This window comes from Pseudomonas frederiksbergensis (genome assembly GCF_001874645.1).
Classification (GTDB): domain Bacteria; phylum Pseudomonadota; class Gammaproteobacteria; order Pseudomonadales; family Pseudomonadaceae; genus Aquipseudomonas; species Aquipseudomonas frederiksbergensis_B.
The window spans coordinates 3190299-3202900 of record NZ_CP017886.1; the positions used below are offsets into that span (position 1 = coordinate 3190299).

General features: G+C 59.2%; 12 protein-coding genes and 2 pseudogenes. 6 read left to right on the forward strand and 8 right to left on the reverse strand.

The annotated features are described in order from the left end of the window. Window positions 1-67: 67 nt before the first annotated feature. The 4 genes from BLL42_RS15305 to BLL42_RS15320 are packed head-to-tail and all read right to left on the reverse strand — an operon-like array spanning window position 68 to window position 2950. A complete protein-coding gene (locus BLL42_RS15305; protein ID WP_071552852.1) occupies window positions 68-814 on the reverse strand; it encodes an amino acid ABC transporter ATP-binding protein in 747 nt (248 codons plus the stop codon). After that, window positions 801-1451: an amino acid ABC transporter permease gene (locus tag BLL42_RS15310; protein WP_071552853.1), complete on the reverse strand. Its 651-nt coding sequence runs from the start codon at window positions 1449-1451 to the stop codon at window positions 801-803. Before BLL42_RS15310 ends, BLL42_RS15305 begins: the two co-directional genes overlap by 14 nt. Beyond that, window positions 1448-2128, reverse strand: coding sequence for an amino acid ABC transporter permease (locus BLL42_RS15315; RefSeq protein WP_071552854.1), 681 nt, complete (start codon window positions 2126-2128; stop codon window positions 1448-1450). The genes BLL42_RS15310 and BLL42_RS15315 overlap by 4 nt, the downstream gene beginning before the upstream one ends. A gap of 36 nt (window positions 2129-2164) precedes the next feature. Next, complete coding sequence (locus BLL42_RS15320; RefSeq protein WP_071552855.1) at window positions 2165-2950, reverse strand: transporter substrate-binding domain-containing protein; 786 nt, start codon at window positions 2948-2950, stop codon at window positions 2165-2167. A gap of 68 nt (window positions 2951-3018) precedes the next feature. Between BLL42_RS15320 and BLL42_RS30785 the strand changes: the two are divergent. The 5 genes and pseudogenes from BLL42_RS30785 to BLL42_RS15345 all read left to right on the forward strand — a co-directional run. Next, window positions 3019-3330 (forward strand): annotated as a pseudogene (locus BLL42_RS30785) (FCD domain-containing protein); the annotation flags it as partial. 120 nt (window positions 3331-3450) lie between these two features. Further along, a complete protein-coding gene (gene trxA, locus BLL42_RS15330; RefSeq protein ID WP_003206727.1) occupies window positions 3451-3780 on the forward strand; it encodes a thioredoxin TrxA in 330 nt (109 codons plus the stop codon). Between the two features lie 247 nt (window positions 3781-4027). After that, the gene (gene rho / locus BLL42_RS15335) at window positions 4028-5287 is read left to right on the forward strand and encodes a transcription termination factor Rho (protein ID WP_019694195.1); all 1260 of its coding nucleotides are present in this window, start codon (window positions 4028-4030) and stop codon (window positions 5285-5287) included. A 143-nt stretch (window positions 5288-5430) separates the two neighbouring features. Continuing rightward, window positions 5431-6897 (forward strand): 4-hydroxy-3-polyprenylbenzoate decarboxylase, encoded by a 1467-nt coding sequence (ubiD, locus tag BLL42_RS15340; RefSeq protein ID WP_054594581.1) that lies wholly within the window; start codon window positions 5431-5433, stop codon window positions 6895-6897. Then, complete coding sequence (locus tag BLL42_RS15345; RefSeq protein WP_071552856.1) at window positions 6897-7874, forward strand: CDP-6-deoxy-delta-3,4-glucoseen reductase; 978 nt, start codon at window positions 6897-6899, stop codon at window positions 7872-7874. The genes ubiD and BLL42_RS15345 overlap by 1 nt, the downstream gene beginning before the upstream one ends. Here the strand turns inward: BLL42_RS15345 and BLL42_RS15350 are convergent. Continuing rightward, window positions 7871-8350 (reverse strand): sn-glycerol-3-phosphate transporter, encoded by a 480-nt coding sequence (locus BLL42_RS15350; RefSeq protein ID WP_071552857.1) that lies wholly within the window; start codon window positions 8348-8350, stop codon window positions 7871-7873. The genes BLL42_RS15345 and BLL42_RS15350 overlap by 4 nt on opposite strands. A gap of 342 nt (window positions 8351-8692) precedes the next feature. On the opposite strand from BLL42_RS15350, the gene BLL42_RS15355 reads away from it, so the two are divergent. Continuing rightward, window positions 8693-9340, forward strand: a complete 648-nt coding sequence (locus BLL42_RS15355) for a gamma-glutamylcyclotransferase (protein WP_071552858.1) — start codon at window positions 8693-8695, stop codon at window positions 9338-9340. On the opposite strand, the gene glpT is transcribed toward BLL42_RS15355, so the two are convergent. The 3 genes and pseudogenes from glpT to BLL42_RS15370 form a co-directional block, all read right to left on the reverse strand. Then, window positions 9337-10686, reverse strand: coding sequence for a glycerol-3-phosphate transporter (gene glpT / locus BLL42_RS15360; RefSeq protein WP_071552859.1), 1350 nt, complete (start codon window positions 10684-10686; stop codon window positions 9337-9339). The genes BLL42_RS15355 and glpT overlap by 4 nt on opposite strands. A gap of 227 nt (window positions 10687-10913) precedes the next feature. After that, complete coding sequence (locus BLL42_RS15365) at window positions 10914-11528, reverse strand: flagellar basal body-associated protein FliL (RefSeq protein ID WP_071552860.1); 615 nt, start codon at window positions 11526-11528, stop codon at window positions 10914-10916. Window positions 11529-11579: 51 nt separating this feature from the next. After that, window positions 11580-12556: pseudogene (locus tag BLL42_RS15370) on the reverse strand (NADPH:quinone oxidoreductase family protein). Between the last annotated feature and the right edge of the window lie 46 nt (window positions 12557-12602).

The following is a 12602-nucleotide window of genomic DNA, read 5'->3' on the forward strand; positions in this document are numbered from 1 at the left end:
CCTGCGATCTTCGTGGCTGTGTGCACAATGTGTCGGATGCCGAAAAGATCGCAGCCTTCGGCAGCTCCTACATAAGCGGCAGCTGGCCTTCGGTGGTGCCAATGAAATTCGCCAGCTCCGCCGTCTGCGGATTGGCAAACAACACTTTCGGATCGCCCACTTCATGCACCTTGCCCTGATGCATGAACACCAGTTTGTCGCCGACTTCGCGGGCGAAACGCATTTCATGGGTGACCATGATCAGCGTCATCCCGTCCCTGGCCAGTTGCCGGACCACGCTCAGCACCTCGTTGACCAGTTCCGGGTCGAGCGCCGAGGTGATTTCGTCGCACAGCAGCACTTTCGGTGACATCGCCAAGGCTCGGGCGATCGCGACACGCTGTTGCTGGCCGCCGGACAGTCGATCCGGGAACGCCTCGAACTTCTCGGCGAGCCCGACTCGCTCCAGCATCTGCCGCGCCAGCTCGGCGGCCTTGGCCTTGGGCACTTTCTGCACCACCTGCGGCGCGAGCATGACGTTCTCACCCACAGTCAGGTGTGGGAACAGGTTGAACTGCTGAAACACCATGCCGACCTTTTGTCGCAGGCTGCGCAGGTCGGCGCGGGCGGCGTCGAGGTATTCGCCGTCGACTTCGATCACCCCGTCGTTGATCGACTCCAGGCCGTTCAAGGTGCGCAACAGGGTCGATTTTCCCGAGCCACTGCGACCGATGATCGCCACCACCTGGCCTTCGTCGATGCTCAGGTCGATGCCTTTGAGCACATGGTGATCGCCGTAATATTTATGCAAGGCGGAAATTCTAAGCAGAGGCATGCAGTCTCCTTTCCAGGTAGCGAGCACTGAGGGACAAGGGGTAGCAGAGCAGAAAGTAACCGAGCGCCACCAGGCCATAGACCGTGAAGGGTTCGAAGGTTGCGTTGGCGAGCATGCCGCCGGTTTTGGTGAGTTCGGTAAAGCCGATGATCGAGGTCACCGCCGTGCCTTTGACCACCTGCACCGAGAAGCCCACGGTCGGTGCCACGGCAATACGCAGGGCTTGCGGCAGGATCACGTAACGCAGCTGTTCAAAGGGATTGAGCGCCAGGCTCGCCGACGCTTCCCACTGACCATTGGCAATCGAGTCGACGCAACCGCGCCAGATCTCCGCCAGGTAAGCGCTGGTAAACAGCGTCAGGGCAATCGCCGCTGCCAGCCACGGCGAAATCTCGATCCCCAGCAGCGCCACGCCGAAGAACACCAGAAACAGCTGCATCAACAGCGGCGTGCCTTGGAACAGCTCGATCCAGGTGCGGGCGAAACCCTGGGGCAGAGCGTTTTTCGAGAGGCGCAGGGTCATGATCAGCAAGCCGATCAGCCCGCCACCGATAAACGCCACCAGCGACAGCGCCAGGGTCCATTGCAGGCCGGTGAGCAGGTTGCGCACGATGTCCCAGAACGTGAAGTCGCTCATTGGCCATTCCTCGCGCTGCTTCTTGCTAGATACCGCCGCCCCATCCAGTTCAGCAGTTGGCGGATCAACAAGGCCATGCACAGGTAGACCAGTGTGGTCAGGGCGTAGGTTTCGAAGGCGCGAAAGTTGCGCGACTGAATGAAATTGGCGGCAAAACTCAGTTCTTCCGTGGCGATCTGCGAGCACACCGCCGAACCGAGCATGACAATGATGATCTGGCTGCTCAGGGCCGGCCAGACCTTGCCCAGCGCCGGCAGCAGTACCACATGGCGGAACGCTTCGAAGCGGCTCATCGCCAACGCCGCCGCGGCTTCCAGCTGGCCGCGCGGGATCGCTTGAATGCCCGCGCGAATGATTTCCGTCGAATAGGCACCGAGGTTGATCACCATCGCCAGCACGGCGGCCTGCCATTCGGTAATTTGCAGGCCCAGCGACGGCATGCCGAAGAAGATGAAAAACAGTTGCACCAGAAACGGTGTGTTGCGGATTAACTCGACGTAAACCCCGAAAATCCCGGCAAACGGACGGATGTTCCACGCCCGCACCACCGCGCCCACAATCCCCAGACTAACCCCGAGCAGCGCGCCGATGGCTGTCAGTTCAAGGGTGAACAGCGCACCGCGCAGTAACAGGTCGGTGTTGTGCACCACCGGTAAAAAGTCGAACTGATAAGCCATGATCAGGCTCCTTGTCTAAACGGCGTCCAGCGGCAATCAGAGATCGGCCGGTAGCGGCTGCTTGAGCCAGGTCCGGGAGTTTTTCTCGAGGCTGCCATCGGTCCTGGCGGCGGCGAGGATCTGGTTGACCTTGTCCAGCAGCGCCGGCTCGTTCTTGTTCACGCCGACGTAGACTGGCGAGTCCTTGAGCTTCACTTTCAGCGCTGGAATGCGTTTCGGGTTGCGCTCACTGATGGTCGCCATCACCACGTTGCCGCTGGCGATCAGGTCGACCTGGCCTGTGAGGTAAGCGGCGACGGTCGAGTTGTTGTCTTCGAAGCGCTTGATGGTCACGCCTTGCGGAGCCACGGCAGTCAACTCGATGTCTTCGATGGCGCCACGGGTAACGCTGATGGTTTTGCCCTTGAGGTCATCCAGGCCGTTGATGGCGACGTCTGGCGGGCCGAACACCGCGAGATAGAAAGGCGCATAGGCGCGGGAGAAGTCGATGACCTTCTCGCGTTCAGGGTTTTTGCCGAGGCTGGAGATCACCAGGTCGACCTTGCCGGTGGTCAGGAACGGAATGCGGTTGGTGCTGTTGACCGGCGTCAGTTCGAGTTTGACCTTGAGCTGGTCGGCCAGAAGTGCAGCGGTGTCGATGTCCAGGCCACGAGGTTTCATGTCCGGACCCACCGAGCCAAACGGCGGGAAGTCTTGAGGTACGGCGACCTTGAGCGTGCCGCGCTTGACCACATCTTCCAGGCCGTCGGCGTGGGCGGGGAGCTGACTGAACATCAGGCTGGCAAACAGGGCAGTGAGCAGGGCGCTACAACGCGGGGTCATGGCAAATCTCCGGATTCGACAAGTGATGTCTGCGAATCGACAGAGCACAGCCCATGCCAACCCCCGGCGAAATGGCCGTCAGGCCGCGGATTTACTGGCGTGAGTCTATTTTGCTGGTCCGAACAGTCAGTGGTTTGTCGCACCTCGATCGGGCATCTGCGGCGCAGGCCGACCCCCTGCGGCGCAAGCGCCTACTGGAGAGCCAGAAACTACCGTTCATCCGGGCCGAACGGGCCATGGAAACCTGGCAAGAACACCGCAAGATCCTTCGAGCGCTAGCCCGCCGGGCTTCGGGGGCCGCGCAGAAGGCCATGCAGGAGCACGTGCGCAACGCGGCCCTGCGTACTGGCGTGTCCTTCGTGACCCCCGCCGCGGCGTGACTTGAGCTATACCCAAAGTCATGCACCACCATAGCGAGACTCAATCATCTGCGGCTTCCTGAACGAGGGAAGGGCGGCTATGATGGGCCACGTTTTTTTGCTTACAACCTGGAGACTTCCATGAGCAGCGATCTTATCAAACACGTTAGCGACGCTAGCTTCGAAGCTGACGTACTCAAGGCCGAAGGTGCTGTACTGGTCGACTACTGGGCTGAGTGGTGTGGTCCATGCAAGATGATCGCTCCGGTTCTGGACGAAATCGCTGAAACCTACAAAGGCAAACTGACCGTTGCCAAGCTGAACATCGACGAAAACCAGGAAACCCCGGCCAAGCACGGTGTGCGTGGTATCCCGACCCTGATGCTGTTCAAGAACGGCAACGTCGAAGCGACCAAGGTCGGCGCGCTGTCGAAGTCGCAACTGGCGGCTTTCCTCGACGCCAACATCTAAGCGTCGTTGCAAGAGTCCTCCAAAAGGCCCCGTAAATAGCGGGGCTTTTTCGTTATTCAGGGCTAGACGCTCCGAAACTCAGGTGTTACATTCGGCCCCGCACTGGTTTCTCCAGCGCCCCCTGCAAGCCGTCGCCGACGCTCTCCTTTTCGAATAAGTACGCGATCCTGTCGCCTTCTCTGCGGCGCGGCCTCATTAAGCCAAAAGCTTAATTTCCCCCCTCCATAAATGATTACGTCATTCCTATATGAATCTGACTGAACTCAAGCAAAAGCCGATTACCGAACTGCTCGAATTGGCCGAACAGATGGGCATAGAAAATATGGCCCGTTCGCGCAAGCAGGACGTGATTTTCTCCTTGCTGAAAAAGCACGCGAAAAGCGGCGAGGAAATCTCCGGTGATGGCGTGCTGGAGATTCTCCAGGACGGCTTCGGCTTTCTCCGCTCTGCAGACGCCTCCTATCTCGCCGGCCCAGACGATATCTACGTCTCGCCGAGCCAGATCCGTCGCTTCAACTTGCGCACCGGTGACACCATCGTTGGCAAGATCCGCCCTCCAAAGGAAGGCGAGCGTTATTTCGCACTGCTCAAGGTCGACACGATCAACTACGATCGTCCCGAGAACGCGAAAAACAAGATTCTCTTCGAGAACCTGACCCCGCTGTTCCCGACCGTGCGCATGAAGATGGAAGCCGGTAACGGTTCCACCGAAGACCTGACCGGTCGTGTCATCGACCTGTGCGCCCCGATCGGTAAAGGCCAGCGCGGTCTGATCGTTGCCCCGCCAAAAGCGGGCAAGACGATCATGCTGCAGAACATTGCTGCCAACATCGCTCGTAACAACCCTGAAGTTCATCTGATCGTGCTGCTGATCGACGAGCGTCCGGAAGAAGTCACCGAAATGCAGCGCACCGTGCGCGGCGAAGTGGTTGCCTCGACGTTCGACGAGCCGCCAACCCGCCACGTGCAGGTTGCCGAAATGGTGATCGAAAAGGCCAAGCGCCTGGTTGAGCACAAGAAAGACGTGGTCATCCTGCTCGACTCCATCACCCGTCTGGCACGTGCCTACAACACCGTGATCCCAAGCTCCGGCAAGGTTCTCACCGGTGGTGTCGATGCCCACGCCCTGGAGAAACCAAAGCGTTTCTTCGGTGCTGCACGGAACATCGAAGAAGGCGGCTCGCTGACCATCATCGCTACCGCGCTGGTTGAAACCGGCTCGAAGATGGACGAAGTGATCTACGAAGAGTTCAAAGGCACCGGCAACATGGAACTGCCTCTGGATCGCAAGATCGCTGAAAAGCGCGTCTTCCCGGCGATCAACATCAACCGCTCCGGCACCCGCCGCGAAGAGTTGCTGACCGCCGACGACGAGTTGCAGCGCATGTGGATCCTGCGCAAGTTGCTGCATCCTATGGATGAAGTCGCTGCCATCGAGTTCCTGGTCGACAAGCTGAAACAGACCAAGACCAACGATGAGTTCTTCCTGTCGATGAAACGCAAGTAAATCGATCAGGCTCAACAAAAAGCCGGGGAAACCCGGCTTTTTGCTATCTGACCTTTGATGATTTGCCAGGTCACTCTTCTGAACGGGTGGGTTCGAGGCTAAACTCATGCCCCCCGAACGCCACGGCCAAACGAGGCTTACGCATGCAGTATCGCGACTTGCGCGACTTTATCAGCGGCCTGGAACAGCGCGGCGAACTCAAGCGCATCCAGGTTCCAGTGTCACCAGTGCTGGAAATGACCGAGGTCTGCGATCGCACCTTGCGGGCCAAAGGCCCGGCACTGCTGTTCGAAAACCCTACCGGTTACGACATTCCAGTGCTCGGCAACCTGTTCGGTACACCTGAGCGCGTGGCCTTGGGCATGGGTGCGGAAGCCGTCAGCGAGTTGCGCGAGATTGGCAAGCTGCTGGCTTTCCTCAAAGAGCCTGAGCCGCCAAAGGGTCTGAAAGACGCCTGGTCCAAGCTGCCGATCTTCCGCAAAATCATTGCCATGGCGCCGAAAGTCGTCAAGGACGCCGTCTGCCAGGAAGTGGTCATCGAAGGCGACGACGTCGACCTGGCGATGTTGCCAGTGCAGACCTGCTGGCCCGGCGACGTCGGCCCGCTGATCACCTGGGGCCTGACGGTCACCAAAGGCCCGAACAAGGATCGCCAGAACCTCGGCATCTATCGCCAGCAGGTGATTGGCCGCAACAAAGTCATCATGCGTTGGTTGAGTCATCGTGGCGGCGCGCTGGACTATCGCGAGTGGTGCGAAAAGCATCCGGGCCAGCCATTCCCGGTGTCCGTGGCGTTGGGCGCCGACCCGGCAACTATTCTTGGTGCGGTGACGCCGGTGCCGGACAGCCTGTCCGAGTACGCGTTCGCCGGCCTCTTGCGCGGCAACCGCACTGAGCTGGTGAAGTGCCGTGGCAACGACCTGCAAGTGCCGGCCACCGCCGAGATCATCCTTGAAGGTGTGATTCATCCAGGCGAAATGGCCGATGAAGGCCCGTACGGCGACCACACCGGTTATTACAACGAAGTCGACAGCTTCCCGGTGTTCACCGTCGAGCGCATCACGCACCGCATCAAGCCGATCTACCACAGCACCTACACCGGCCGTCCACCGGATGAGCCGGCGATTCTGGGGGTGGCGTTGAATGAAGTGTTCGTGCCGATCCTGCAAAAGCAGTTCCCGGAGATCACCGACTTCTACTTGCCGCCCGAAGGCTGCTCGTACCGCATGGCCATTGTGACCATGAAAAAGCAGTACCCCGGCCATGCCAAGCGGGTAATGCTCGGTGTCTGGTCGTTTTTGCGACAGTTCATGTACACCAAGTTCGTTATCGTCACTGACGACGATATCAACGCCCGCGACTGGAACGACGTGATCTGGGCCATTACCACGCGCATGGACCCCAAGCGCGATACGGTGATGATCGATAACACGCCGATCGACTACCTCGACTTCGCTTCGCCGATTTCCGGCCTGGGTTCGAAGATGGGGCTCGATGCCACGCATAAATGGCCCGGTGAAACCACCCGCGAGTGGGGCCGGGTAATCGTCAAGGATGAGGCGGTGACACGCCGGATCGATGCCATCTGGAATCAGTTAGGAATAGATTGATGCGTGTAACCTTGCAGCCGTCCGGAGCAGTGCTTGAGATACTGCCCGGCGAGCGGATTCTTGATGGGGCGCGGCGCCTGGGCTACGAGTGCCCGCAAAGCTGCCGTAATGGCAACTGCCACGTTTGCGCGGCGTTGCTGGTCGAAGGTCGAGTCGAACAGACCGGCGATGTGCGCGACCACGGCGAGTTCTACACTTGCATAGCAGAGCCGCTGGAAGACTGCATCGTATTGTGGGATGGCGTCCTTGCGCTGGGAGAGCTGCCGGTGAGCAGTGTGTCGTGTCAGGTCACTGAATGCTTGGACGTCGGCGGCGATACCTGGCGGGTTCGACTGCGCACGCCGGCCGGCAAGCCGCCGCGCTATCACGCTGGGCAGTACCTGATGATCGAGCGCGAAAATGGCGAAAAATCTGCCTTCTCGTTGGCCTCGGCACCCCACTCGGGGCGAGATCTTGAAATTCATGTGCTGGCGCGCGAAACCAGTGCACTGAGCCTGATCGAGCAGTTGCAGCGCAATCGCATGGTGCGGATCGAAATGCCCTTCGGCGATACGCATTTGGCCGAGTTACCTGACTGTCCGCTGGTGTTGATGGCCGCGGGGACCGGCATGGGGCAGATCCACAGCCTGATCGAGCATTGCCGGGCCAAGGGCTTCAAGCATCCAGTGCACCTGTACTGGGGCGTGCGGCGACCGGAAGACTTCTATCAGATCGAACATTGGGATGAATGGCTGAAGCTGCCCAACCTGTTCCTGCATAAAGTCGTCAGCGATCTGTGCGGTTGGGAAGGACGCTGTGGCATGTTGCACGAGGCGGTTTGCGAGGATTTCCCCGATCTGAAATCCCTGCACGTGTACGCCAGCGGTTCGCCGGCGATGGTTTACGGGACTCTGGACGCCTTGGTCAACGCCGGGATGGACGCGCACCAGATGCGCGCCGACGTCTTCGCCTACGCGCCCCGGCCGCAAGCAAACTAGAAACGTACGCCGGTGGTGATCATGGCCGCGTTGAAACCGAGCAGAACCAGTTCGGCGGCCACCGGGCCGTAATGGGCGCCCAGTGATGGAATGATCACGGGCGCTACGCCGAAGTGGTTCAGCGGAATCTTGTCCTTGTACTCGCCGCTGTAACCCTGGAGTAACCCACCGGTCAGCTTTATATACACCGGATAGTTGGCACTTTCGTAGCGCTTGCCCGCGTAGGCGTAGTACGAACGCTGACTGAACGAGTTGCGAAAAGTCGCTGCGCCAAACAACCAGCCGGATGCTTCATCGCGTTCAAGTCCGATCAAGTCCTGGTTGTTATTGTGATCAGGGTCTGGCGAATAGTGTTTGGTAAAGACGCTGGTTTGCAGGTACCAGGAACCCTGGTCTTTTTGAGTCGGGTTTTCTACTGCCAGCGCCGAGGTGGCCAGCGCCAGTAACAGCAGACCGTAAATTCTCAGATTTTTCATCTTGCGACCTCTATTGAGCCATTCGGCTTACGCCTGTGGAGGCTGCTATACGCCTGCATTCAAAGAAGGGGCGGCAGGGTATCAGACGAAGACGTCAGAAAGAGCTGTTAAGTGACCATTGGTTCTGAACGGACGCAAGGCTTATGCATATTTCATTCGGGTATTTAAGGTGTTTCCCAAAGAGTATTAAGCTATATGTCAGGCTCTTTCATGGGTGCAGTCCTTGATATAGAAGGGTCATACGTCCTTTAGCACTTTTCGTTTTACGTTTACTGCTATATGTTCTATTACGTTAATCTTGCTTACATCCTGTAATACTTGTGGGACTGAACACCCTTTGCCATGACCGCCATTGAATCCACTTGTTTGAATCTGGCTTACCCTCCGCGGCTCGATCTGGGCGCGCAGCTGACTCACGAACAATTGCTCAGCTCGATGCAGGCCACCATGGCCCGGCACAAGGGTGGGCCCGTCTGGTTGTTCGCTTACGGTTCATTGATCTGGCGCCCCGAATGCACGGCAGTCGAGCGGGTGCGCGGACGCGTGCACGGTTACCATCGCGGTTTGTACCTGTGGTCCCACGAGCACCGCGGTACGCCGGAAATGCCGGGGCTGGTGTTTGGCCTGGATCGCGGCGGCTCTTGCAGCGGCTTTGCCTATCGGTTGCCCGAGGAGCAATTGGAAGCATCGCTATACGCGCTTTGGCAACGCGAAATGCCGGTGCCGTCTTATCGCCCACACTGGCTCAATTGCCGCCTCGAAGACGGTAGCCAGGTTCAGGCATTGGGGTTTGTTTTGGAGCGGCACCTGCCCAGCTATGCCGGCAACTTGCCGGACCATGTGCTGAGCCAGGTGTTCGAATGCGCTTGCGGGCGTTACGGCACCACTCGCGATTATGTCGAGCAGACCGTCCACGCCCTGCGTAGCCACGCCATGCCAGACCGGAATCTGGAGGCGCGGCTCAAGCGTTGTAAATCAGCCGCGCATTAAACGAGTGCTTCACGACCCTGACTGGCGACTTGCTTGTGCCACAAGGTCGGTGCGAGGCAAGCCATCGCCAACAGACACGCACCGACCAGCAACACGAAACCGCCATCCCAGCCGAAATGGTCGACGGTGTAGCCCATCGCTGCGCTGGCCGCGACCGAACCGCCCAGATAACCGAACAGGCCGGTGAAACCCGCAGCCGTACCGGCGGCTTTCTTCGGCGCCAGTTCCAGTGCTTGCAGACCGATCAGCATCACCGGGCCATAGATCAGGAAGCCGATGGAGAACAGCGCGATCATGTCGACGGTCGGGTTGCCGGCCGGGTTCAGCCAATAAACCAGCGTCGCCACGGTCACCAACGCCATGAACACCATGCCGGTCAGGCCACGGTTGCCTCGGAAGATCTTGTCTGACATCCAGCCGCACAGCAGCGTGCCCGGGATGCCGGCCCACTCGTAGAAGAAATACGCCCACGAGGTTTTATCTACGTCGAAGTGTTTGGCTTCCTTCAGGTAGGTCGGCGCCCAGTCCAGCACGCCGTAGCGCAGCAGGTAGACGAAGACGTTGGCCATGGCGATGTACCAGAGCATTTTGTTGCGCAGCACGTATTTGACGAAGATTTCCTTGGCGCTGAATTCGTCTTCGTGGCTGGCATCGTAACCTTCCGGGTAATCGTTCTTGTACTTCTCGATGGGCGGCAGACCTACCGATTGCGGGGTATCACGCATCACCATGAAGGCGAACACCGCCACCAGCAAAGCGACGGCGGCCGGGACGTAGAACGCCGCGTGCCAGTCGTTGAACAGGCCCATACCGAGCAGGAACAACGGGCCGATCAGGCCACCGCCGACGTTATGCGCGACGTTCCAGACCGAAACTACACCACCGCGTTCCTTCTGCGACCACCAGTGCACCATGGTCCGGCCGCTCGGCGGCCAACCCATGCCCTGGGCCCAGCCGTTGATGAACAGCAGGATGAACATCATGGTCACGCTGGACGTGGCCCACGGTGCGAAACCGAAAATGAACATGACCCCGGCCGACACCAGCAAGCCGAAGGGCAGGAAGTAGCGCGGGTTGGAACGGTCGGACACCAGGCCCATCAAAAATTTCGACAAGCCGTAGGCAATCGCAATCGCCGACATTGCCAGGCCCAGTTGGCCACGGGTGTAGCCTTCGTCGATCAGGTACGGCATGGCCAGAGAGAAGTTTTTGCGCAGCAGGTAATAACCGGCGTAGCCAAAGAAAATCCCGGCGAAGATTTGCCAGCGCAAGCGCCGGTAAGTGCTGTCTACGTGTTCTTCAGGCAATGGAGCCTGATGGGCGGCAGGACGAAAGAAAGCAAACATTCAAGAGCTCCAAATTTCTTGTTTTGACTGCGGATGCGAATGTTACAGTTTCGTTACCGAAAATAGCACCGCTTGTCGCTCAGGAAATTGAGAGAAGTGAACGCAAACGCATGTTCTCTTATGAACATGTCGCTCAGGTGGAAGAGAAGGGAGGGGCAGAGCATAGGGCGTTCTGCGCACCAGATCGGGATGGATCTGGTGCAAGGGAGGGGGGGCGATCAGGATAATCAGCTGCCATCTCCGGGTAACAGATGTTCCTGGATCTTCTGGCTGTGGGATTCGACCAATTGCCCCTGGTCATCGAAGCGCAATACGATCAGCCAGTCATAGACGTCCTCTGGCCAGGATTTCTGCCCGGTCAACGCTTGGCCATCGCCACCGAACGCTTCGATCAAATTGTCGATATGCCCGTGATGCCAGGCGATCAATACGACCGGGGCCTGGTTCTTCTTGCCCAGCGATTTGACCAGTTTGTCGACTTCTTCATCGGCATAGGGTTGCTCGATCGGAATGTGCAGACGCTGCGACAGCGGTGTCAGGGTCAGCCGTGGTCGTGCGCTGGATTGACTGTCGCTGGTGGCAATCAGTCGTTGCGGCACCAGGCTCTTGCCGCCCAACTGCAGCGGGTCGAAATAGTGCGCATAAGCTTCGGCACGCTGTTCACCACGAGGGCTCAGTCCCATGCCCTGATCGGGTTTTTCTGCGTGCCGGACGATCAGCACGGTGACATTTCTCAGGCCCTGGGCCGCCTTGTCACTCTGATTTGCCGGTGCCTGCGTTGAAATCACCAATGTCGGTAAAACGGCCAGCCCCAATAACAATGTGCGCAGCATCATGCTCATTCTCCGTCCTGTGATGGGTAAACAGACTCGAAGCGTAGCAGGGAGTCTTGTTCACCGTACTTGCACCACCACCTTTCCAACGGCCTTGCGCTGGCTCAGATCATTGATGGCGTGGGCGGCCTGAGCCAGCGGGTAAACCTGCGACACCAGAGGCCTGAGCTTGCCTTCGGCGAACCAGCCAAACAGTTGCTGGAAGTTCGCGGCGTTGTCTTGTGGCTGGCGTTGGGCGAAGGAGCCCCAGAACACGCCGAGCACGGCTGCCCCCTTGAGCAGGGCGAGGTTGACCGGCAGTTCCGGGATGCGTCCGCTGGCGAAACCGACCACCAGCAGGCGGCCGTTCCAGGCAATGGCGCGGATCGCCTGGTCGAACAGATCGCCCCCCACCGGATCGTAGATCACGTCAGCACCGTTGCCGTCGGTCAGGCGCTTGATTTCGTCCTTGAGGTTGGCTTCGCTGTAGTTGATCAGTTCATCGGCGCCGGCAGCCTTGGCCACTGCGAGTTTCTCGGCGCTGCTGGCGGCAGCGATGACCCGGGCGCCCATGGCTTTACCAATTTCCACGGCGGCCAGGCCAACACCACCCGCAGCGCCGAGCACCAGCAGGGTTTCCCCCGGTTGCAGGTTGCCGCGTTGTTTCAGGGCGTGCATCGAGGTGCCGTAGGTCATGCTGAACGCGGCGGCGGTGTTGAAGTCCATGGCCGGGGGATGGGCAGTACGTTGTAGCCCGGCACCGCGACTTGCTCGGCAAAGCTGCCCCATCCGGTCAGTGCCATGACCCGATCACCGACCTTGAGGTGGCTGACCTTTTCGCCTACCGCGCCCACGACTCCCGCGGCTTCACCGCCCGGCGAAAACGGGAAGGGTGGCTTGAACTGGTACTTGCCCTCGATGATCAGCGTGTCCGGGAAGTTCACCCCGGCTGCGTGCACGTCCAGCAGGATTTCGTTCTTCTTGGCGACAGGACCGGCGACTTCTTCCAGCACCAGCGATTCGGCGGGGCCGAAGGCTTTGCACAGCACGGCTTTCATCAGGGCTATTCCTTTGGGAGTGATGGCCGATAAGTGTAGGTGTGTG